Annotated in this window: 24 protein-coding genes; 5 read left to right on the top strand and 19 right to left on the bottom strand. The window is 57.2% G+C overall.

Going from position 1 to position 20,119, the window contains the following annotated elements; genetic code table 11:
- Positions 1-54 precede the first annotated feature (54 nt).
- The 12 genes from OFAG_RS07665 to OFAG_RS13860 form a co-directional block, all read right to left on the bottom strand.
- Entirely contained in the window at positions 55-3,201 is a 3,147-nt protein-coding gene (locus OFAG_RS07665; RefSeq protein ID WP_005876896.1) for a TipJ family phage tail tip protein, read from the bottom strand.
- On the bottom strand, positions 3,198-3,818 hold the full coding sequence (locus OFAG_RS07660; RefSeq protein ID WP_390621823.1) for a tail assembly protein: 621 nt from the start codon (positions 3,816-3,818) through the stop codon (positions 3,198-3,200). The genes OFAG_RS07665 and OFAG_RS07660 overlap by 4 nt, the downstream gene beginning before the upstream one ends.
- 74 nt (positions 3,819-3,892) lie before the next feature.
- Positions 3,893-4,507: a tail assembly protein gene (locus OFAG_RS07655; protein WP_020995079.1), complete on the bottom strand. Its 615-nt coding sequence runs from the start codon at positions 4,505-4,507 to the stop codon at positions 3,893-3,895.
- Positions 4,508-4,634: 127 nt separating this feature from the next.
- Positions 4,635-5,399, bottom strand: a complete 765-nt coding sequence (locus OFAG_RS07650; protein ID WP_005876902.1) for a C40 family peptidase — start codon at positions 5,397-5,399, stop codon at positions 4,635-4,637.
- Position 5,400: 1 nt separating this feature from the next.
- Complete coding sequence (locus tag OFAG_RS07645; protein WP_005876904.1) at positions 5,401-6,096, bottom strand: phage minor tail protein L; 696 nt, start codon at positions 6,094-6,096, stop codon at positions 5,401-5,403.
- A 2-nt stretch (positions 6,097-6,098) separates the two neighbouring features.
- Positions 6,099-6,434: a phage tail protein gene (locus OFAG_RS07640; RefSeq protein WP_005876907.1), complete on the bottom strand. Its 336-nt coding sequence runs from the start codon at positions 6,432-6,434 to the stop codon at positions 6,099-6,101.
- Entirely contained in the window at positions 6,431-7,498 is a 1,068-nt protein-coding gene (locus OFAG_RS07635) for a phage tail tape measure C-terminal domain-containing protein (protein ID WP_040721204.1), read from the bottom strand. Before OFAG_RS07635 ends, OFAG_RS07640 begins: the two co-directional genes overlap by 4 nt.
- A 93-nt stretch (positions 7,499-7,591) precedes the next feature.
- Positions 7,592-7,927: a phage tail assembly protein T gene (locus OFAG_RS07630; RefSeq protein ID WP_147617659.1), complete on the bottom strand. Its 336-nt coding sequence runs from the start codon at positions 7,925-7,927 to the stop codon at positions 7,592-7,594.
- Positions 7,928-7,947: 20 nt separating this feature from the next.
- Positions 7,948-8,301 (bottom strand): hypothetical protein, encoded by a 354-nt coding sequence (locus OFAG_RS07625; protein WP_005876911.1) that lies wholly within the window; start codon positions 8,299-8,301, stop codon positions 7,948-7,950.
- Positions 8,292-8,708, bottom strand: a complete 417-nt coding sequence (locus tag OFAG_RS07620; RefSeq protein ID WP_005876913.1) for a phage tail tube protein — start codon at positions 8,706-8,708, stop codon at positions 8,292-8,294. Before OFAG_RS07620 ends, OFAG_RS07625 begins: the two co-directional genes overlap by 10 nt.
- 77 nt (positions 8,709-8,785) lie before the next feature.
- The gene (gp17, locus tag OFAG_RS07615) at positions 8,786-9,133 is read right to left on the bottom strand and encodes a tail completion protein gp17 (RefSeq protein WP_020995078.1); all 348 of its coding nucleotides are present in this window, start codon (positions 9,131-9,133) and stop codon (positions 8,786-8,788) included.
- Positions 9,111-9,311 carry a hypothetical protein gene (locus OFAG_RS13860; RefSeq protein WP_020995077.1) on the bottom strand — a complete coding sequence of 67 codons (201 nt, stop codon included), beginning with the start codon at positions 9,309-9,311 and terminating at the stop codon, positions 9,111-9,113. Before OFAG_RS13860 ends, gp17 begins: the two co-directional genes overlap by 23 nt.
- Positions 9,312-9,479: 168 nt before the next feature.
- Here OFAG_RS13860 and OFAG_RS13855 point away from each other — a divergent pair, with 168 nt between their 5' ends.
- Positions 9,480-10,370, top strand: a complete 891-nt coding sequence (locus OFAG_RS13855; RefSeq protein WP_155979196.1) for a hypothetical protein — start codon at positions 9,480-9,482, stop codon at positions 10,368-10,370.
- 136 nt (positions 10,371-10,506) lie between these two features.
- Here OFAG_RS13855 and OFAG_RS07595 read toward each other — a convergent pair whose 3' ends face one another.
- A complete protein-coding gene (locus OFAG_RS07595; RefSeq protein WP_005876919.1) occupies positions 10,507-10,860 on the bottom strand; it encodes a hypothetical protein in 354 nt (117 codons plus the stop codon).
- Between the two features lie 301 nt (positions 10,861-11,161).
- Between OFAG_RS07595 and OFAG_RS07585 the strand changes: the two genes are divergently transcribed.
- Positions 11,162-11,341, top strand: coding sequence for a hypothetical protein (locus OFAG_RS07585; protein WP_005876921.1), 180 nt, complete (start codon positions 11,162-11,164; stop codon positions 11,339-11,341).
- Positions 11,342-11,541: 200 nt separating this feature from the next.
- Here OFAG_RS07585 and OFAG_RS07580 read toward each other — a convergent pair whose 3' ends face one another.
- The 3 genes from OFAG_RS07580 to OFAG_RS07565 all read right to left on the bottom strand — a co-directional run bounded on the left by OFAG_RS07580 (position 11,542) and on the right by OFAG_RS07565 (position 13,439).
- Positions 11,542-12,174 (bottom strand): CatA-like O-acetyltransferase, encoded by a 633-nt coding sequence (locus tag OFAG_RS07580; protein ID WP_005876923.1) that lies wholly within the window; start codon positions 12,172-12,174, stop codon positions 11,542-11,544.
- A gap of 150 nt (positions 12,175-12,324) precedes the next feature.
- On the bottom strand, positions 12,325-12,528 hold the full coding sequence (locus OFAG_RS13850; RefSeq protein WP_147617660.1) for a hypothetical protein: 204 nt from the start codon (positions 12,526-12,528) through the stop codon (positions 12,325-12,327).
- Positions 12,529-12,926: 398 nt separating this feature from the next.
- Complete coding sequence (locus tag OFAG_RS07565; protein ID WP_005876924.1) at positions 12,927-13,439, bottom strand: cupin domain-containing protein; 513 nt, start codon at positions 13,437-13,439, stop codon at positions 12,927-12,929.
- Positions 13,440-14,007: 568 nt separating this feature from the next.
- Between OFAG_RS07565 and OFAG_RS07555 the strand changes: the two genes are divergently transcribed.
- The 3 genes from OFAG_RS07555 to OFAG_RS07540 all read left to right on the top strand — a co-directional run bounded on the left by OFAG_RS07555 (position 14,008) and on the right by OFAG_RS07540 (position 18,101).
- Entirely contained in the window at positions 14,008-15,573 is a 1,566-nt protein-coding gene (locus OFAG_RS07555) for a TerC family protein (RefSeq protein ID WP_005876925.1), read from the top strand.
- Between the two features lie 184 nt (positions 15,574-15,757).
- Entirely contained in the window at positions 15,758-15,976 is a 219-nt protein-coding gene (locus OFAG_RS13845; RefSeq protein WP_147617661.1) for a hypothetical protein, read from the top strand.
- A gap of 727 nt (positions 15,977-16,703) precedes the next feature.
- Complete coding sequence (locus tag OFAG_RS07540; RefSeq protein ID WP_005876926.1) at positions 16,704-18,101, top strand: alanine/glycine:cation symporter family protein; 1,398 nt, start codon at positions 16,704-16,706, stop codon at positions 18,099-18,101.
- Between the two features lie 371 nt (positions 18,102-18,472).
- On the opposite strand, the gene OFAG_RS07530 is transcribed toward OFAG_RS07540, so the two are convergent.
- The 3 genes from OFAG_RS07530 to OFAG_RS07520 form a co-directional block, all read right to left on the bottom strand.
- Positions 18,473-19,168 carry a tetratricopeptide repeat protein gene (locus tag OFAG_RS07530; RefSeq protein WP_231371681.1) on the bottom strand — a complete coding sequence of 232 codons (696 nt, stop codon included), beginning with the start codon at positions 19,166-19,168 and terminating at the stop codon, positions 18,473-18,475.
- Between the two features lie 199 nt (positions 19,169-19,367).
- Positions 19,368-19,640, bottom strand: coding sequence for a hypothetical protein (locus tag OFAG_RS07525; RefSeq protein WP_005876928.1), 273 nt, complete (start codon positions 19,638-19,640; stop codon positions 19,368-19,370).
- A 62-nt stretch (positions 19,641-19,702) separates the two neighbouring features.
- A partial coding sequence (locus tag OFAG_RS07520) for a tetratricopeptide repeat protein (protein ID WP_020995072.1) occupies positions 19,703-20,119 on the bottom strand: 417 nt, incomplete at its 5' end.

Here is a 20,119-nt window from a genome sequence, read left to right as displayed (position 1 = left end):
AGGGCCGGGAAAGCCTTCCGGAGAAGGCTTTCCCGAACGCGCATGGAGACGGCTTCAGTAGCCTTGCGGCGTGGCGTCCACGATGCCCCTGACCCAGTTGCCCGCGGCGTCCAGACAGGCGACAAGCGGCCCGCGTTTCGGGTCCTTGTCCACGACCTTGACGCTGATGGCCTCGCCCCCGTCGTCCTGCAGGGTGACCTGCACGTTTTCGATAACGTGATAAGTCTCGTTAATCGGCAGTCGCGTGCCGGTGGCGGCGATTTCGACGTCGTTCATCTGTTCGATAATGTCGGGCACATCAATGACGACCCGGCAGGTACCGACGGTCGGCCGGGTATGGCCGCTGCCGATATCAAGCCGGAACTGGTACGGCATGTATTGCGTTGTGACCTGTCCGGGCCAGGGCTGGTATTCGCCCGGCGAGGGATAAAAGAGCGCCTCGTCGTCGCCATACATTTTTTCATAGTCCTTGCCGTACATTTTCGTGCCGCCGTAGCCCCGGTACGCGATTTTCATCACGTCGCCGGTCATGGCCACGTCGAAGGTCATGGTGCTGCCGACGACGGCTTCGTTCGGCGTGACCACGGTCGTTTCATACGACATGCCGTCGTAGGTTTCATTGAAGAAACCGGCGTTTTCATCTTCCCCGAAAAATGCCGCAGTATTGTCGTCACTGAAAAAGTCGGTCACATTCGCCACTTTCAGCATGCCGTCCGACACTGTCGCACCGGTCACGACGCCCGGATAACCCTGTTCCTGAAAATCAATGGTTTCGATCACATTGCCGACCAGCGCGTCGCCGAACTGCGTTTCGATCGTGGCCGGTTTGGCCGATTCGTTTCCGCTCGTGTCGATGGCCTTGATCATGAGCGTGATCGGCCCCTGCGGCATTTTTTCCGGCGTGAACGGACACTGGGTCAAAACGCCCGTATGCAAGGGGCTGGCGTCTTCCCAGTTCCGGTTGTGGCCGTAATGGAAACGGATCAGGTAACCGTCCACGTCCAGATCGGCGACTTCGCCCCAGCTCAGGGTATTGCCTTCGATGACGAACCAGGGCACGTTGGCCGGAACCAGTTTCAGCCCCATGATTTCTTTCGTCAGCGTTGCCGCGCCGGAACGCATGCCGGTACTGGAAATGGCGACGACTGAAAATTCGTAGATCGCCTCGTCCAGCCCGTAAATGTCGATCGACGGATCGCGCGTGTTCAATGTCGTCCAGGTGCCGTTTTCTTTCCGGTAGGCAAACTCGAACCGGTGGGCGTCGCTTGTCCAGGAAACGGTCGCACGAATGCCGAACGAACGGATGCCGACGACGTAGAGCGATTCGTTGACGTCGATATGGGTCACTTCTTTCGGTTTCAGTTCCTTGACGCTTTCCGGCCGCGATTCGATTTTTACGGCCTTGTCGATATAGTCGAACTTGCCCGGTTCATGCTGGACGGCTGAAATTTCATAGGTCATGCCCTCCTTTTCCCTAATGGAAACGATCCGGTAAAGGGGAGCGGCCAGATCGATGTTGTCCACCGACCAGACGGCATTTTCCACCGGCATGACGCTCCAGTCCGTACTGACGGTCACGCTGTCGTCTTTGACGCGGGCAACGGTTTTCGTTTCGGTTTCGCCAGTCGGCAAAATGACGGTCAGCTTGTCGCCGACGGCAACGGTCGGCGCCTTGTCCAGGACGACCACGCGCCCGTTTGCCGATTTGATGCGTCCGGCGTTGCGTCTTCCCATGCGGTGGGGATCGGCGATGCGCACGATCTGGCCCGGCAAGGCGATGGCCCCATCCAGCCCGACAGAAAAGGTGATGGATTCCGTTTCCAGCCGGGAGGTCATTAACGCCCAGTGTCCCCGGCGTTGCGCCTCGCCCTGCGAAGTGCAGCCAAAGGCCGTGATTTCCAGTTGCTGGACGCCGTAGCGGCTGATGCCTTCGTCGTCGGAGACGTATTCCACCTTGGCGCGGTAAAAGTCGGCCGGGTCGTTCCAGCTGACCAGCGCGACGGTGTAGCGCGTCTTCCTGCTGCTGCCGATCCGGGTGAATTTGCCGTCGATCACATTGGCCGCCGTGTAGGTATAGACCGGTTCGACGGGCATGTCGGCCGACGCCGTGATGTTGCCGCCTGCCCAGTAGGCGATGCCCCGGAAAATCGACGCGATGTCTTGCAGGACGGCATAGGCTTCTTTCCGCGACTGGATATAGACGTTGCAGGTGAAACGCGGTTCGAAACCGCCTTTTCCGTCCGGCACTTTCTGGTCGGCATATTGCGCGATACGGTACAGCGACCATTTGTCGATCTGTTCTTCGGACACCAGATGGCCCAGCCCGTAACGGTCGTTCAGGACAAGATCATAGAACACCCAGGCCGGATTGTTGGTCCAGGCCGGTTTGAAGGTGCCGTCCCAGTCGCCGTTGTAGAACCTTTTTTCGGGATCGTAGTTGCTGGGCACCTTCACGATTTTCAGCATCATGTCGTAGCCCCGCACCGGAATGCTCTGGAACTGGGCCGCATCGACCTGGATGCCGACAATCGCGCTCATCGGATAGCGCAATTTGGCGTCGATCACTTCCGTATAGGACATAATGGATGTTCTGTCGGAGGTGGTCGAACTGTTGGCGTTGGCCGTCAGGCGGCGCACGCGGATCGACCATCCGGACGTCGCTTTAGGCAAGTCGATCCGGTGCGTGCGCTCGTATTTGCTGGTCGTCTTGCCGTCGAACGCCGTTTGCAGTACGGGCACGAAAGCGCCGTTGTCGGTCGAAATGTCAATGGCGTATTCAACGCGGTAACCGTTGATGTCGCCGTTTTTCATGTTGGCTTTGGACAGGCCGTCTGCCGAGAGGCGGACGCGGACGGCCGACAATTGCAGGTTGTTGATGGCCTGTATCCAGGGCTGTTTCGAGGTCAGTTCGATGCCGACGCCGATTTCGTTTTCGACACTCGGAAATCCGGCGATGTGTTCCTGATCCTGCGTGCCCGGCCGGAAATCGACCGAAACCCCCTGGAAGTTCAGCGAACCGTCGGGATTGGCCAGCGGCGTTTCATCCAGATAGATCGACTGCAAGCCGTTGGCCGGCCCGACGATTTCGCCCTCCGAAATCAGGTCGAGCACGCGCGCATAGGCGGTACTGTGCAGGTTATCCGACTGTTCGACGGGCGTGTGGCTGCTGCCGCCCCCTTTTTTGTATCCGATAATATTCATTTCTGATCCATTGCGTAAATGCCGGCAGAAATCACTGCCGAACCGACTATCATGCGCCCGTAACCGAGCGGAACCGGGTTGCCCTGCGCCGTTGTGTTGACCGCGCCGTTGAAGTGGTACGACGCTCCGTTTTCGACGCCGTCTCCGGCGGAAAGGCCTTTCATCTGGGGAGAGAGAAGCTGCATGACGCCCCCCAGCATCATGGACATGCCCATCATGGCCGTCGCGCCGATCCAGCCTTCTGTCGCCAGCGTGGAAGAGAGGCTGGCCAGACTGGAAAACCCGCCCGCCGCCCACATGGCGAAAACCATCATGGCCGCCCCCAGTATGGTCTGGAACAGTCCTCCCCTCCCCGACCCCTGTAACACCGGCGCAATCCGGATTTCGTCCCGTCCGGCCGGATGCAGCATTTCCTCTTCCGCAATGTTTCTTTTTCCGAGAAAAACGGCGTAGTTGATTCCCCTGTCGCGACTGCTCATCAGTTCCTTTTCGAAACCGGGCCGGATGGCGCACAAGGCTCTCACGGCTTCGGCGGCGCTGGCCACCGCCAGACGGTGTACCCGTCCGAATCGCGTTCCCAGCTTTCCGTATAAACGTACTGTTTTCAGTGGTGTCATCATTCACCCGTAAAAAAAGCCCGCCGAAGCGGGCAGTGTTATTCATGTGCCGGCAAACCGGCCAGTCCGGCGTTTCACAACCGGTCGGCGCTGTAGATGCCGGCGGAGATCACGGCGGAACCGACGATCATCCGGCCGTATCCCAGCGGTACCGGGCCACCCTGCGCGGTCGTATTGACCACGCCGTTGAAGGTGTAGGAGGGTTCGTTGGCGGGGCTGTTCCGTGCCGAGAGGCCTTTCGGTTGCGGAGAGAGCATCTGGGTAATGCCGCTCATCATCAGCATGAAGCCGATATTCGACAAGATACCCGGCATGATTCCCAGATTGAAGGCCATCATGGAAGCCAGGGGCATGCCGCCGGTAATAATACAGGCCACCGCAATCAGGGCGACACCCGCAATCACCTGAAAAATTCCGCCCAGTCCCGCGCCGCGCAGCATCGGCGCAATCCGGATATCCCGGTCGTCCGCTGTTTCGGCAAGCTGCTCGGCTTTCAGGTTCTTTTTTCCCAGAAAGACGGCATAGCCGATTCCCCTGTCCCGGCTGGTCATCAGTTCCCGCTCGAATCCCGGTTTCAGGGCGCAAAGCGCGCGGACGGCTTCGGCCGCGCTGGCAACCGCCAGCCGGTGGATGCGTCCGAACCGGGCGCCGAGCTTTCCATACAATCTTATTGTTTTCAATGAAGTCATCGTTCACCTGTAAAAAAGCCTGCCCTATGGCAGGCTGTCCCTGTTTTTTGCAACCGTCCCGGAAGACCGGTATCCGCCAGACGGACAGCCGGTCGCCTGTTTCCTTTCCCATCCGGTTGCGCACCCTTTACCCGACCCTGCCTTTCCATCCGTCCCCGCGCTTTCCCCGGCGTATCGCTTTATGCCGCAGGATCAGCCGGGTCACTTCTTTCCAGTAGCCGCCGTACACGTCCCGGCTGGAGAGCCGTCCGTAGAGATGGTGCAGGATCAGCCCGTCGCCGAGGTAAACAGCGGCATGGTTGGGTTGCGAAGACCGGATTTGCATGACGATCATGTCGCCTTCTTCCGGTTCGCCTTCCACCGGATAAAAACCGGCTTCGGCGTAATGCTTCAGGTACAGGTTTTCGCCCCGTTCCCACCAGCCGTCGGTTCGCATGAAATTTTTCAGCCCGATGCCCCGCTCGCGTTTGTACCAGTCGCGAACGAGCTGGTAACAGTCGTTTACGCCGTGGGAAAATTCCCGTCCCACCAGCGGCGCTTCATAGCCGCAGGGCGCAAAGCGGACGATTTCTCCCGCTTCCGGTTCGCCGTTCGCGTCTGTCACCAGCACGATATGCCAGACAAGACCGCTCGCCTCGCAGGCTGTCCTGTCCGCCTCGCTGGGGACGGCAGGCCCGTTCGGATGCGAATGCACGACGGCGACGATTTCGCCTTTCGTCTCGGCTTCCGCGTAATCTTCCGACGACAGGATAAAATGTTCCGTATTGCCGGCCAGATTGCGGCAGGGAAGGTATTTCTCCCTGCCTTTCACAATCAGCAGCAATCCGCAGGCTTCGCGCGGAAATTCCCGGATCGCATGCTGGCGGATGGATTCAGTCGTTTGTGGCGTCATGTCAGGTCCTGATCAGGTCGGCGGCCGGGAAACTGCCGAAGGGCAAGGGGTTATGCTCGCCGAAACGGCACCGGCAGGACGACAGGCGTCCACCGCACCGGTCGAGGGCGCGGTCGGTCACCGGATTGTCGTTTTTGTCGAAACAGGCTTCTCCGGTATAGCCGCAGTATGGCCCGCGGTAACCGCCGCACGATAGCCACCAGCAGACGTTGGCGACGATCTGGCGTCTGGGCAGCTGCACCCCGTTAAAGTCCAGCGCGGACGACAGTTCGAACTGCACCACATCGTTGCTTTCCGCCTTTTTCTGCTCGATGTACCACAGTTCGCTCGGAAACGCCTCGTTCGGGTCGGCCGACGGATTTCCGTCGGGGAAGTTTTTCGCGTCCAGATACTTGCCCAGTGTCGTATGGCGATACAGTTTCGCGCCGACCAGGTCTTCGAAATAGACGCAAAGCGCCGAGATGGATCCGTCCACGTTGCCCAGCGAGAGAACGGGCGCGGGCTGTTGCGCCTCGCCCGTTCTTGCAAAGCCTTCCGCCTGAATCGGCCAGGCGGAGTATTCCTTGCCCTGCCACCAGATTTCACCGGTCTGGTAACCGTGAAAACGGAAATAGTCGCCGCCGATGCCCGTTGCGTCCAGCTCGAACAATTCGACTTTTTCACCGGGTTCAAGACCCTGGATATCCTCTTTAATCATGATCAGAATGCCTGTTCGAATACGGTTGACAAGGTATAGATATCGCCGCCCAGTGGCGTTATGGTGATATCGAACGAACGGTACAGGCCTTTTTCGCCCAGTGGCGGCGTCCAGTAAAACGACTGGTACCCGGCATGATGGTCCAGAAAGTCCCTGATCGGCCTGATTTCGTCTTCCGTGCCGGTAAAGGAGACGGGCCAGGATTCGATTTTGTTGTTGATGCCGTCCGCGGCCACTTGCTGGTAACCGTCGCCGAACTGCGCGGAAAGCACCCGGTATTTCGCGCTCCCGTTCATGCCGACAAGCGGCGTCCAGCTGAAAGTTTCTCTGATACTCATGCCACACCCATTCTCATGTTCCAGATCAGGCCGCCCTGCCGCATTTCGCGCGCGATGATGGCTTTGGTCTGGTTGTTGATCATATCGGCCAGCTGGCGCTGCGAGGAACCGTTCCCGTCGCTTCGCTGGCTTGCCGTCCCGTCACCGGACACCGAAATACTGGTGTTGATGTTGATGCCGCCGCCTGATGCCGCCCCGTTGCCGGCCAGTCCGCGGATGACGTCGGCATAGCGTGCGGGCAGGACCATTTCCTTTTCGTGAAGCCGGGTCAGGGGATTCATCCCGGCCGGAACGTCGAAGCCCCCGGCGGCATAGCGGATATCGCCGGCCATCGGAGCCCGCATATCGACTTTCATCCCATCCATCGACGCCGCTCCCGAACTCGCTGAAGACGCCAGGCCACCGATGAAGGACGTGGCGGTTCCGAAGAGAAATTTCGCCAGTCCGGCTACCGCCGCCTGCGCCTGGATTTTCAGGATATTGCTGATGATGGTCTTCGCCAGATCGTTGAATGAAAATTTGCCGGTTGTGACAAATTTGACCAGCGCTTCCGAAGAAGCCTTCAGCGCGACCGACATGGACTCGTACATCCGCTGGTTGGCGGCTTCGGCAGTCCCCCCGAAATCCTCGATGGCCTGCCGCATGATGTCAATCGACGATTTGCCGTCCAGCTTCCTGGCCAGCTCTTTCTGTTTGTTTTTCTCCTTCGATTCGGCGTTTTGAGCGCCTTCGGCCGATGCCTGAGCCTTGTCGGCCGGCCCGGTTTCGCTTCCGGTTTTTCCCGAAAGCAGTTTGAGCAGCGCGCTTCCGATGCCGGACGCCAGTTGTCTGGACAGATTGGCAACGGTCGTGTCGGAAGCGGACGCTTTGGCGCCCGCCGCCCCTGTCGCTCCCGCTGCCGCTGTCTGTTTGTCTTTCGTTTGCGCCTGTTTGTAAAGCTGCTGGAACGACCGGGAATCGTTCACCAGTTTTTGCAGCGATAATTCCATCGAAATCACGCACCGGCGCATGTCGGTTATTCCCGACTCCATCTTTTGCATGACCTGATCAGATGCTAGTGCCATAAGTTTTACCTCCCGGGCCGGCTTTAGGCCGGTCCGATTTGTCTGTTGTAAAGCGGATAAGGTTTGCTCCTCCCGTTTCGGGAGGAGCATGCCTCATACCGGGCGGCAACCGAAAACGGCTGCCTTGATAAGCCGTGTCTGCGCACCGGGTTCATCAAGCAGGATCGGCCCCTTCTCTTCGGGTTTTTGCCGGTCGCTTTCCAGCCAGGGGATGAAATCCGCCGGTAAATACGCGTCCGGTCTTGCCTCGCTATTCCTGTTGATGTTCGCCAGTGTCGCCACAGCAATGCCATGCCGCATGTCGGCGACTTTCTCGCCCCACGGCTCCAGTCCGTAGTAGGCAAGCCAGTAACCGAATTCATGGCTGTCGATTTCCTGCTGGGCCCGTTTTACCGACATGCCCAGCGCCAGCGCGAGCCGGAACCACATCAGGAGTTCCGGTCGCGCTTTCAGTTTTTTGCGGCTTCCTCCTGCGCTTCGTCCGACATGCCGTTCACGCGGAGCGCGATGCGGGCCAGCCTGTCGAGTACCGTAGCGGATTTGGCGCGCAGCGCTTCCACATCGTCGATGGAGAAAAGGCGTTTCCCTTCTTCATCGACCAGTGTCAGCGCTAAAAGAGGCGCTTCGAATTTGCCGACCAGAGCCGTTTCCATCCCGTCGATCGCGGCACGGAAATCGTCGCGTTCCGCGCCGCTCATGGCGCGAATGCAGACGGAACCGCCCCATTCCCCGACATGCACGACTTCCTGATGCGCGTCTTTCGCGCCCAGAATGGCCGCTTTGCTCAAAAGCCTTACGCCCATTCAATGTCTCCTGTGATGCGGGTTTCGACAGAACCTTTCAGTACGGCGTCGATGCCGCCGGAAATCGGGGTCGATTTGACCAGCGCGCTGAAACTCGCCGCTTCGGCATTCGGCAAGGTCAGTTTCAGCTTTACGACCTTGCCGGATCGGCGGGCGGCTTCCAGTGCCAGCTGGCCCGCGTCAGTGCGGTCGATGTGCATTTCAAACGAAAACTTGCCGTGATCCTGCAAACCGAGGCGGAATTCTTTCGCGGTGCTCTCCAGATCGGTCACGTCGATTTCGGAAGCCGCGCCATCAAAGCCGGTAAACGAAATCACGTTTTTGATTTTGGTCCAGACGGCTTCGCCGGATTCGGCGGTGTTGATTGCGATACTGGAACCTTGTGCGGAAATTGCGGTACTTGCCATATAAATGTCTCCTGAAATAAAAAAACCGCCCGAAGGCGGCAACAAAAAACCAGATTGTCACAAAGCGTTCCGCCCGCCTAGGCATGCCAGACGGAAATTTCCATGACAATATGATGCAAACCGGTCTCGACTTCAAAAACATCCTTTTCCAGCCGGATGCGGTATTCGCGTTCCCATCCGTTCAACGCGGATTTCACGCTGTCTGAAAGCGTCACGGCCGTGTCATAGGTATCGGCGCAGGCTTCCGCCTGCAACACGGTTTGGGTCATGGCGGTCTGGCCTTCCATGTCCAGCGTGGCGGGCGAAGCCGACAGGCGGAAGTAGGTCAGATAGGGTTTTTCCGCCCCGGCCGGCGCTGTATTGGCATAAACGCGGTCTTCGCAACATGCCCTGACCCGGTTTTCAAATTCCTTTTGTATATTCATCGTTTCCATCCATTCGATTTGATTTTTTTCCAAGCCCGTACCGGTCTCTTTTCCAGGCTCTCCGGCGATAGCGCTTCAATCGGTCGCTTTCATAAAACGCATCGTCGAGTTTCCAGATCCAGTCGAATACGGCTTCTTTTTCATCCCGGTCTTTCTTCGGATATTTCCGATCGGACATCGGTCACCTTCACACAAAAAAAGCCCTGCCAAAGGCAGGGCTGCCGGTTTGCGAAGTGAGCCGGCCTCCCCGCAAGGCGCGGGCCGGCCACCCGTGTGGCGGTTCTGCACGGCGCTCTTCAAAAGGCGACGGCCATAAAAAAAAGCCCCGCAAACGCGAGGCTTCGATTTGTCCGGACCGCCAGCCGAAACAGAAGAAAAGGCGGCAACCCGGACATTTTCGTCATGGCCGCTATCGCGCCGTTTTTGTCCCGAACCGGACATATCCGGCTATCTTTCAACATCTCCGGGCGAGCGGAACCACCACAGTCATTATTTTAATGATATTTTTTTTTCTGTCAGCTATGTTGCGCATTTTTCCGAAAATAAAAAGCCGGAATGCTCCGGCTTTTTATGGGAGGCTGAATGCCTACGCCGCTTTTTTCGAGGGGCTTTTTCTCTTTTCTTCAGCCAATTCAGCCAGGATAATTTTCATTTCCGAGTCGGCAAAACGTTTCAGCGCATCTCGCATCAGGGGTTGATAACCCGAAACACCCCGGAATTCAGAAATGTCTTTGAATGCCTGAATGAGATCTGCCGGAAGCCGGATGGAAATCATTTTCATTCCCAGCGCTTCTTCAATGTCGTTTTCTTTCTCTTTGCTGATTTTTACTGCATGCTCTGCTTCGCGTCCAAGAAATCCGTCTTCCCAGGCTTCGCATGTCCCTTTAATTTTCTTTTTTGTACTCATGAGTACGCTCCTCTTTATAAGCGCCCTTCTTCAAGCCTTTTGATTGTATATACTGATTTCATCAGAATTAGGAGGATAGGCCGTTTTCAGGAAAACTTTTCCTTTTTTGAAAACAAAAACAACTTTTCATTTTCTGCCCCGGTTTGTACAGGATATGAACCATTTTGTTGGAGGATCCGTTTTGTTGTCTTCTCTGTCATCTTCCAGGAAACCGGCTTCCCTGTTTTCAAAACACTGCCGGACTTCACTTGGTCGAACCTGGTGTTTTTCCGCGAGTTTGCTTTCTATCTTTTGAGATATAACCAAGTTCTTCATATTTTACTTACATGAAAAATTGTATATACAAATTGTTGCACATAAATTGAGTCAGGTCAACGCGCGCTTACTTGTAAAAAACAGACGGTTTCCTGTCCGTCGCCGGATGGCCGCTTCCTTGCCAAAGCGGCCTCGCCCTTTCGCCGGCCGTTCAGACCAGATACCGTTCCGCCATTTTCGGCAAAAGCGCCATGACGGCTCTTTTGTAGCTGACGCCGGTACAGCCGCTTTTCCATTCCCGCGCCGCGCCGCGGCGTTTGCGCATTTCCAGTCCGATAGCCCGGCTGTAATCGGGCGGCAGGCTGTTCACGCAATAATCGACCGTTTCCATGAGGGTACGGTTAAAGGCCCATTCACTCTGTTCTTCGTCGTCCTCTTCATATTCCCCGCACGGCCGTACTTCCCGGCAATAAGGCGCGGCAGAGGGCATGCCAAGATGAGGCCGCCACTGCTGCGACCAGTCGTACCATTCTTCCAGAAGCGCATCCGCCTGTTCAATTTTCATGTCTCTTCCTCAAACATTCCGGTTTATTCCAGTTTTGTCCTGTCGGTATCCGGCTGTTGCCGGCCTTCCGCTACGCTTTAAAGGCCTTTCCGGATTTAGCCATAAACGGCTTTTCCCGACAGCTCATGATACCGCGAATCCCGACTTCGGACAGCTTGTAAAACGCTTTTTCCGTCTCATTTCAGCGAAAAAAGCGTTTGCCGCAACAGACCGGAAAAGGTTTGGAAACTGACAGGAACGGCGGGGCCGGCGCCGGCCGATTCCGGGGTGGGCGCGTTAGAAGATATGCACCCGGACAGGCATGAAACAGGGCAACGAAAAAGCCCTGTACGGGGACAGGAAAGCGGCCGGAAACGGGCGTATCGGCGTCGTGAAAGAGCGGGGAACGGTCTGCGTCAAGGCCGGTCTGGCGTCCAAAAAAGGCTGTGAGGAAACCCGGCGCCGGACTACCGGGGCGAAACAGGCGCAAGGAAAGCGTTGAAGCCGCTTTCCTGTCCGGCGAAAAGCCCGGTTTTTGTCGGCCTGACCTGTTTGCCATCACGGAAGAGTCGCCGTTTGTTTCGCTTTTCCTCCGGCTTTTTTCAGTTCTTTCCCTGACCATCTCTGCGTTTTTTCCGGACAAATGGCACAAGGCAGAGGCCGATTGCCGTTTCTTTCGGCGGGTATGCCGCCAAAAGCCCGTCAGTTTTCCTGCCCGAAGCGTTCGATTTCCCTGAAGAATTGCGCCAGCCGGAAACCGTCCACAAAGCCGTGATGGCTCTGGATATCGAGGGACATGATGGCTTTTCCGTCCTGCCAGCGGTATTTTCCGAGCGTCAGCCGGACAATGGAATCGTATTTTTTGCCAAGCATGATGGGATGGCTCATGCCGGAAAAGGAAAACCAGGGTACGGCCGAGAGGAAGAAGACGTCCCGTTCGTCTCCCCGGTAAAACCAGGGTTCGGGCATCGCCAGTGTTCTTTTTTCCGCTTCCCGGCGCGCTGCGTCGAAGGCGGCGAAATCATTGGCAAACGGCACGCGCACAGCCGTGATGGCCTCGTCTTCCCGCAGGGCCAGATAAACCGGATCGATTTTTTCGTACAGGACGATTTCCCCGTCCGGAAGCAGGCGGTAGCGCAAGGCTTCGACGGCATTGAGGGCACGGGCGATTGCAAAGAGGGACAGTCCGAAAAACGGCAGGTTTTCCGCCCTGGCCTTTTCCAGCAGGAAAGTGATGTCCAGCGGCACGGTAACGGAAAAAAAAGGCACATCCATACCGGCGAACTGGCGGAACATGCCGCGCCCGCTCCAGTTTTCCAGATCGATTCTTTTCATGCGTTTTCTTTCAAAAAGGGCCTTTGCCGGCCAGACCGGCTTTGGCCGGCAAAACGGTATTATGCCAGTTTGTCACGGGTTTTTCCGCGTCTGCGCCGGTTTCGGACGAAACCCCGGCCAATCGGGGCCAAAACGGAAAGACAAACCGGCCTATCGCGCCGGGTCGGCACGGCAGACGACGCCTTTGGGAGCCGCCGGGCAATCCCGGCAAGCCGATTGTGCCGGGCCCTGTTTTTCAAATACCGCTTCGCATGCCGGCAAAAGCGGACGCATGGAGGCATCGCGAACAGGCAAAAAACCGGGTTTCCGGGGTATTTTTCCCCGGTTCACGCGTCCATTGTCGCCGTATTCCATGTTTTCGCTTTTTCAGCCAATGCGTTCACACGCCGGGCCGCCCTCCTTTTTTCCGTTGTCCGGGACAGGGTCCGCCGGATGACGATTGCCACAATCCCTGTGGCAAAGCGGGTTCCGGCGGGTCTTCGCCGATTGTCGGGAAGGCGGCGGGGGCAATCCGCAAGGCCTCTTCCGGCGTCAGGGCGATGAAGTCGCTGGAGCATCGGCCTGCGGCAACATCGGGGGCCGGGCTGCCGTTTTCGCCAACGGGATTTTTCGGGTTTTCGGTCTTTCCCGTCCTGCCTGAAAAGGAGGGATGGCGGTGAGGCTTTTTTTCCGGTTTTCCGGGCGCTTTCCCGGCAAACGGGGCGACCGGCCCTGAGGCGGCCTGTCACTTCGCCTGCCGCCGGCCTGGCCTGTCAGCCAAACGTTTCAATGCAGGCCAACGCTTTGGGAAAAGCCGCTTTCAGGGCTTCTTTTTCCCCCAGCTCGAAATCGGCGAAATCGAAGCCGGGCGCAACGGTACAGCCGACCAGAGAAAAACCGGCGCCCGCACAGGGCTTCGCGCCGAACCAGACGCCGGCCGGAACGGCATACTGGACATGGTGCCCCGCCGCGATATCGCTGCCCAAAACGACTTCGCTGGCCGTGCCATCGGGCGAAATCATGGCCAGCCGGAGCGGGCCTCCGCCATAGAAATGCCATATTTCGTCGGAACGGATACGGTGCAGCCTGGAAACATCGCCTTGTCCCAGCAGAAAAATGATGGCGCTGGAATAGTGCCGGTCGCCTTTAAAGGCCGGGGGAAGCGCTCTGGCCGGGATCGTTCCCTCGCTGCGATAGGTTTCCCGGTAGTGTCCGCCTTCCGGATGCGGCGTGAGGCCGAACTGTTCGATGAGTGTTTTTACATGCCTGTTTTTTTCTTCTGTCATGCCCTTGTCCTGTTTTCCCGGCCGTTTGACCGATTGAAACGAGCCGGCCGGAACAAAGACCGGGCGTTTTCCCGCGGCCGCTCGCGGCCTTTTGCCCGCACCATGCCTGTGCCTGTCTCGCATTAGAGCATTTTTCACTGCCGGCATTCAAGCGCTGGCGGTTTTCGCGTGTGCGGCAGGCCAGAGCCGCCCATACCGCAAGCTGTCTTCCCGCGGCCGATGCAAAACCGTCAGCCGCGCGCGAACGAATGTGCCGTACGGGAAATAGCGACCGGCAAGGGCTGAAAACGCGAAAAGCCGGAATGTGCGACAATTCAGCGAAATCTAATCTGCCCGTTGTCGCGGCATGGCCCGCGGCCTGTTTTTTCACGGGTTTTCCATGCCCCTTTCCGCAGGGCGGACTTTTCCGGCCTGCCTTGCCGTTTTTATCGTTTTATTGGAATTTAAACGATTTTGTCATTGTTTTAATGAAAAATAGCCGGATTTTGAAGAAAAAAACAAATATTCCGGGCACACTCCCCCGTTTTTTGCGATAATGTATTTCGTTATGACAACTCTACATTGATCTATGGAATGGCTTTTTGATCCGGCAATCTGGATCGGTCTTTTGACTCTGGTCGTCCTGGAAGTCGTCCTGGGTATCGACAATCTCGTTTTTATCGCCATTTTGGCCGACAAGCTCCCCCCCAAAGAACGCAATCACGCCCGCCTGACCGGCCTGGTGCTCGCCATGCTCATGCGGCTGGGCATGCTTTCGCTTCTTTCATGGATGGTTACGCTGACCCGGCCAATCATCTTCATTTATACCTTTTCCTTTTCCGGCCGCGATCTCATTTTGCTGATCGGCGGCGTTTTCCTGCTGTTTAAGGCAACGATGGAACTGCATGAGCGGCTGGAAGGACGCCCGCCCCATCAGGACGAGCAGCGAATCGTCCCGAGTTTCTGGATGGTGGTGACGCAGATCGTCGTGCTGGACGCCATTTTCTCGCTTGACTCGGTCATTACCGCCGTCGGGATCGTCACCCATTTGCCGGTCATGATGGCCGCGGTGGTCATTGCCGTTTGCATTATGGCCTGGGCCTCGCGCCCCCTGACCGAGTTCGTCAGCAAGCATCCGACGGTTGTCGTGCTGTGTCTGGCTTTTCTCCTGATGATCGGCCTGTCGCTGATTGCCGAATCGGTCGGCTTCCACATTCCGAAGGGCTATCTGTACGCCTGTATCGGCTTCTCGGTGCTGATTGAACTGTTCAACCAGATCGCGCAGCACAATTTCATGAAGCACATGGCGCAGATTCCGCTGCGAGACCGCACGGCCGACGCGGTTTTAAGGCTTTTGGGCGGGAAAACCCGTACCGAACCGCGCGAACTGGAACCGGAAGAAAAAACGGTAATCGACGAAATGCCCGCTTTCGGCGAGGAAGAGCGCAATATGGTTTCCGGGGTGCTGACGCTGGGCGAACGGTCGATCCGGTCGATCATGACGCCGCGAAACGACGTCTCCTGGGTCGATCTGGACGACGAGGCCGAAAAAATCCAGGAGCAGCTCCGCCATACGCCGCACAGTTTCTTTCCGATCGCGCGTTCCCAACTGGACAATGTCCGCGGCATTGCCCGGGCGCAGGATCTGATGGACGATCTGCACATTTACGGCAAAATCAATGACGACAGCATTCGCGAAGCCATTGTCATGCCGGAATCGGTCGGCGTTCTTCAGGCGATGGACCTTTTCAAGACGTCGCGCGGCCAGATGGCGCTGGTTGTCGATGAATACGGTTCCATCGAGGGGCTGGTCACGCCGATCGACATTCTGGAAGCGATTGCCGGGGAATTCCCCGATGAGGACGAGCAGCTGTCGGTCAAGGAAGTGGAAGACGGCGTCTGGGACATTGACGGCGCGACCGACCTGTACAGCGTCGAGCAAACGCTGGAAATGGATGGATTAGTCGATGAAGAGCAGGAATACACGACATTGAACGGTTTCCTGCTGGAGCGGTTCGGGTCGGTTCCGCAAACGGGACAGTCGTTTGAATACGGCGGTTTCCGCTTTGAAGTGACGGAAATGGATGGCCGTCGTATTCTTACCGTGCGGATTACGCGTCTGGAAAAACCGCATCCGGCAGAAGAACGCCGGTAAGCCATGTCTTTCACCGGCAAACGGCAAAGGCGGAAAGGCCGTATCCGGCTCCCGCAAGGGGTTCGTTTTTCGGGACAAACACGGCAAAACAGGCGTTTTCCGCGCAGGCCGGCTTTGGGGGCGGTCTGAAGACCGGACGGCAAAACCGCGGAGAACGCAAAAACGGTTTTCAGGAGCGACATTAATGGAACGCCGCAAAACGGCTGTTTTTGTGCCGGTTTCCGATACGGGAGCGCCGGTTTCCCGGCAGACATATCCGGCCAGTCCGGCGCCGTCTTCCCTTTTTTCAACGGCAAGGCGGTTCGCCATACCGGGTTTTACCGTCCTCTCCGTTTTTCGAACCGTCTCCCCGGATCCGGCGCGTTCGGAAGCGCTTTCCCGTTCCGCTTCCTTGCCGGCATGAAAGGCGTTCCGGCTGGCCGTTCCCTTGCGCGGGGCCGCTTCCGCTTCGGAAGCCCGGCCGGTTTTCTGTCCCGACGGCCGGTTTTGGTTTCTGGCGTAAAATCCGCCTCGGTTTCCCAGGCCCTGTCCGGCTCTGTCTGTCCTGCATTGGACGTCCTGACGGCAAACGCCGGGGCGATATTTCACGCGTTGTCCGGAAAGCCGCCCTCGCCGGTATGCCGTGCGCATCGCCTGTCGGGTCTAAGGCGCCGGATCCGCCTGTTTTTCTGCGGGCGATGTTCTGTCCGGTACAGGCCGGTCAATTCAGGGCCGCCCGGTTTTGGCGACAAGGGGATGGGGACAGCTTGCCTCTCCCTGCCCTCATCCCCGGCGCGGTCAGGAAAACGCGTTTTGCCACCCCGTTTTCGTCTTTCAAGCCGGAAACGGCGAAAAGCGTTAACCGGAAACGGCGGGGGGCTGCGTCTCCGGCGGAGACAGCGGGACAGTCGCCGGCGGCCCGAACAAGGGTCTCCCCCTGCGGAAAGACCGTTCGCCGGACAGGGCAAATTTCACCGTTTTCAGGATATTGACGCGTCTCCCCTTGCGCTTGCCCGGTTTGAAATCCCCCCTTTTACCCTTCAACTTGTTACAATGATTTCTTTTTTGCAAAACAGGCTTTTGCGAAAAACGGGCATGCGGAAGTTTCTCCCGCAGTTTTCCAAAACAGGCACAGGGAGCGTCAAACAGGGATGGACGGATTCATCGGACTGGTCAAGCAATTCAACAACATCGTCAGCGGCCCGATTCTGTTGCCGCTTCTGGCCGGCACCGGCTTTTTCCTGACGATCGGTTACCGTTTCATGACGCAGCGCCGCATTCCCTATGCCTTCAAAATGATGTGGCGCGGCCGGCGGAAAAACAATGAGGCCGGCGACATTTCCCCTTTCAACGCCCTGATGACCGCCATGTCCGCAACTGTCGGCACCGGCAATATCGCCGGTGTGGCGACCGCTATCTTTTTCGGCGGCCCCGGCGCGCTTTTCTGGATGTGGCTTATTGCCCTTGCCGGCATGGCGACCAAGTTTTCCGAAGCGGTTCTGGCGGTGCGCTTCCGGGAACGCGATTCCCTCGGCAATTATATCGGCGGCCCCATGTACTATATCCGGGACGGCCTCGGGAAAAAATGGAAATGGCTCGCTTTCCTTTTTGCCGGTTTCGGCATGTTCGCCGGTTTCGGCATCGGCAACACCGTCCAGTCCAATTCGGTCGCCGACGCCATGAGCCATACCTTCGGCATTGATCCGATCCTGACCGGCATTGTGACGGCGGTTCTGGTCGGTCTTGTCCTGCTCGGCGGCATCAAACGGATCGGCGAAGTGGCCGGGCGGCTCGTTCCGTTCATGGCGATCTGCTATTTCGCCGCCGGTCTCCTCATTCTGGTTCTCAACTGCTCGGAAATTCCCTCGGCGATCGCGCTGATCGTCGAAAGCGCTTTCACACCGGTTTCGGCGGCCGGAGGGTTTGCCGGGGCTTCCGTCTGGGCCGCCATGCGTTTCGGCATTGCGCGCGGCATTTTTTCCAACGAAGCGGGCATGGGCAGCTCGCCGATCGCGCACGCCACCGCCAAGACCGACAGCGCGCCCCGGCAAGGGACGATTGCCATGCTCGGCGTTTTTCTGGATACCATCGTCATCTGTACGATCACCGGACTGGTCATTATCATTACCGGCGCATGGCAAAGCGGCAAGAACGGCGCGGCCATGTCGGCTGTCGCCTTTGAAAACGCCTTGCCCGGAGTCGGCCAGTACATCGTCAGTATCGGACTGGCGCTCTTTGCGCTGACCACGATTATCGGCTGGAGTTTTTACAGTGAAAAATGCACGCAATATCTTTTCGGCGTGCGGGCGATTACGCCCTTCCGCATGATCTGGGTGCTGTTAATTCCGGTCGGCACCCTGCCGTTCATTGATCTGGGCGCGCTCTGGCTGGTTGCCGATACCTTGAACGCGCTGATGGCGATTCCGAATCTGATCGCCCTGCTCCTGCTCTCGCCCGTCCTCTTCAAAATCGCCCGTGAATACTGGGCCGACGTGGATGCGGGAGAAAAAGCGCGCACGGAAAAAGGCGAGACCGAAGCGGCGCAATGACGCCGCGCCAAAGGCACAGGCTTCCGTTTGCCCGGAAAAAGCCGCCGTTACCGGCTGCCAACGGAACGAACGGATGCCGCGGCACCGGCAGGGCCAGAGAGCCGTCTTCCGCCGGCAAAGGCGGAAAAATGCCCGGCCCGATGACGCTCAGGCATCCGGAAATTCCGAAAATCCGGTTTCAGACAGTAGCGCATGGCTTCTTCATATCTTCCTGCGTTATATAACCGATTGCCTTCCTTGACATTATCAGCCAGCGACAGGGAAGACCCCGTCAGGAAAAAAAGCAAAAAGAGGACTTTAAGAAGGGATTTCATCAGGAAGCGCGTTTAAAGGAAACGTTCATTTCCGGGTAAAAGGGCGAGACAGGACCGTTACGAGTGCGTTTCCTTTTCCCGTGCCATTTCAAGCCAGCGTTGCGATTCCGCTTCATTTTTCCGAACGCCCAACCGGCCTTTGGCGTAAATGGCCGCCAGTTCTTGCATGGCCATGACATTGCCGTTTTTTGCCGCTTCCCGATACCAGTAGAGCGCGCGTTCATTGTCCTGCCGGATGCCGTTGCCCTTGGCATAAGAGTCCGCCAGAAAAAGCTGGGCTCTGCCGTTGCCTTTTTCCGCCCCCAGAATATAGTATTGAACAGCCCGGTTCGGGTCTTTTCTGACGCCTTCTCCCTTGTCGTAAAAAAGGCCGATATCGGCATAAGCACCGTGGTCGCCATGTTCGGCTGCACGACGGTACCATTTCATCGCTTCATGATAATCTTTTTTGACTCCATTACCAGTTACTGTCAAATACCACATCTTCGATTCAGCTTTGGCATATTTTTGCTCAGCCGCTTTTCTGAACCATTTGACGGCTTCAGCCATGTTTTTTGGTGTCCCGCTCCCGTATTCATACGATAATCCCAGATTGAACTGAGCAACAGGAGAACCGAGTTCAGCTGCTTTCAGATACCACGTGTTGGCTGTTTCGGGATTTTTCTCAACACCGAGACCTTCATCATACATGTATCCGATCAGAGTCATCGCTTTCGGATGAGTGACGGTATCCGGTTTCATGAGATAACTCATGGATTCCTGATATTTCCCGCTATCAAAAAGTCTGTTTCCTTCTTCAAGATGGTCAGCAATGACCTGACCGCACAAAAAAAAGAGAAAAAGGGAAAATACAAAATGGTTTTTGAAACAGGGTTTCATCATTTGAGGATAAGAAAACAAGGCCAGACCATTATGGCTAGTCCTGTTTTGTCCGGTCAAGATAAAACGATAATTACTGAAAAGACCTTTGATCCTCCTGATCCAAATCTTTACGGCCTTTAATCGCGTTATTGACCCCCGTCTGCTGCAACGTGCCCACCCCGAAATCGACCATTACCGACTGAAGCCAGGCTTTCAGTTCCTGCGGGGTCTGGATGGAAACCGGCGCCTTGAACGGGATGTTCAAAAGCGCCATCAATCCCAGCGGCACTCCATACATGGCCGCTGTGTACGGGTCGCCTTTTCCTTTTGCCCGGATGATGCCGGCATTGAGTTGCGAGGACAAAAGGGTGGCGGATATCCCAGTTCAGGATACCGGGTTGACGCACACCGGTGTTGGCTGGCGCGTCACTTCTTTTGGGCGGAATGTTTCAGAATGTCGCGTTTGATGGCGCCGGACTTTTTCAGCCACTTCATGCTTTCTTCAGGGTTTTCGGCCTGATCGCACAAGCCGGTCCCATAGATTTTGGAGAGCCGGTCCATCGCCATGATCTCGCCGTTTTCGGCCGCTTTTTTGTACCAGAAGAGGGCACGCTCGCAATCCCTTGCGGTGCCGTGCCCTGTCTCATAGGCGTCCCCTAGCAGATACCGGGCTTTGGCATGGCCCTTTTCCGCCGCCATCAGGTAGTACTGGATGGCGTGGTTCAGGTTTTTTTGCACACCGGTGCCCAGATAGTAGGCATGACCGAGGTTGGTCATCGCGTCGGTATCGCCATGTCCGGCCGCCCGGCGGTACCAGTACAGGGCTTTTTGCCGGTCTCGCCG

It is taken from the genome of Oxalobacter paraformigenes (genome assembly GCF_000158475.2).
In the GTDB taxonomy this organism is placed as follows: Bacteria; Pseudomonadota; Gammaproteobacteria; order Burkholderiales; family Burkholderiaceae_D; genus Oxalobacter; species Oxalobacter paraformigenes.
Note: the sequence above shows the minus strand (reverse complement) of the source record. Positions and strands in the feature narration are given on the sequence as shown.

Excerpts from the sequence above, each read along its gene's own strand:
- OFAG_RS07665 (WP_005876896.1), bottom strand. The coding sequence starts at position 3,201 with ATGAATATTATCGGATACAAAAAAGGGGGCGGCAGCAGCCACACGCCC.
- OFAG_RS07585 (WP_005876921.1), top strand. The coding sequence starts at position 11,162 with ATGAAACAGGGCAACGAAAAAGCCCTGTACGGGGACAGGAAAGCGGCC.
- OFAG_RS07625 (WP_005876911.1), bottom strand. The coding sequence starts at position 8,301 with ATGGGCGTAAGGCTTTTGAGCAAAGCGGCCATTCTGGGCGCGAAAGAC.
- OFAG_RS13860 (WP_020995077.1), bottom strand. The coding sequence starts at position 9,311 with ATGTCCGATCGGAAATATCCGAAGAAAGACCGGGATGAAAAAGAAGCC.
- OFAG_RS07620 (WP_005876913.1), bottom strand. The coding sequence starts at position 8,708 with ATGGCAAGTACCGCAATTTCCGCACAAGGTTCCAGTATCGCAATCAAC.
- OFAG_RS07630 (WP_147617659.1), bottom strand. The coding sequence starts at position 7,927 with ATGTGGTTCCGGCTCGCGCTGGCGCTGGGCATGTCGGTAAAACGGGCC.
- OFAG_RS13850 (WP_147617660.1), bottom strand. The coding sequence starts at position 12,528 with ATGGAATACGGCGACAATGGACGCGTGAACCGGGGAAAAATACCCCGG.
- OFAG_RS07635 (WP_040721204.1), bottom strand. The coding sequence starts at position 7,498 with ATGGCACTAGCATCTGATCAGGTCATGCAAAAGATGGAGTCGGGAATA.
- OFAG_RS07565 (WP_005876924.1), bottom strand. The coding sequence starts at position 13,439 with ATGACAGAAGAAAAAAACAGGCATGTAAAAACACTCATCGAACAGTTC.
- OFAG_RS07645 (WP_005876904.1), bottom strand. The coding sequence starts at position 6,096 with ATGATTAAAGAGGATATCCAGGGTCTTGAACCCGGTGAAAAAGTCGAA.
- OFAG_RS07555 (WP_005876925.1), top strand. The coding sequence starts at position 14,008 with ATGGAATGGCTTTTTGATCCGGCAATCTGGATCGGTCTTTTGACTCTG.
- OFAG_RS07660 (WP_390621823.1), bottom strand. The coding sequence starts at position 3,818 with ATGACACCACTGAAAACAGTACGTTTATACGGAAAGCTGGGAACGCGA.
- OFAG_RS07650 (WP_005876902.1), bottom strand. The coding sequence starts at position 5,399 with ATGACGCCACAAACGACTGAATCCATCCGCCAGCATGCGATCCGGGAA.
- OFAG_RS07640 (WP_005876907.1), bottom strand. The coding sequence starts at position 6,434 with ATGAGTATCAGAGAAACTTTCAGCTGGACGCCGCTTGTCGGCATGAAC.
- OFAG_RS07580 (WP_005876923.1), bottom strand. The coding sequence starts at position 12,174 with ATGAAAAGAATCGATCTGGAAAACTGGAGCGGGCGCGGCATGTTCCGC.
- OFAG_RS07530 (WP_231371681.1), bottom strand. The coding sequence starts at position 19,168 with ATGAGTTATCTCATGAAACCGGATACCGTCACTCATCCGAAAGCGATG.
- gp17 (WP_020995078.1), bottom strand. The coding sequence starts at position 9,133 with ATGAATATACAAAAGGAATTTGAAAACCGGGTCAGGGCATGTTGCGAA.
- OFAG_RS07595 (WP_005876919.1), bottom strand. The coding sequence starts at position 10,860 with ATGAAAATTGAACAGGCGGATGCGCTTCTGGAAGAATGGTACGACTGG.
- OFAG_RS13845 (WP_147617661.1), top strand. The coding sequence starts at position 15,758 with ATGGAACGCCGCAAAACGGCTGTTTTTGTGCCGGTTTCCGATACGGGA.
- OFAG_RS07540 (WP_005876926.1), top strand. The coding sequence starts at position 16,704 with ATGGACGGATTCATCGGACTGGTCAAGCAATTCAACAACATCGTCAGC.
- OFAG_RS07655 (WP_020995079.1), bottom strand. The coding sequence starts at position 4,507 with ATGACTTCATTGAAAACAATAAGATTGTATGGAAAGCTCGGCGCCCGG.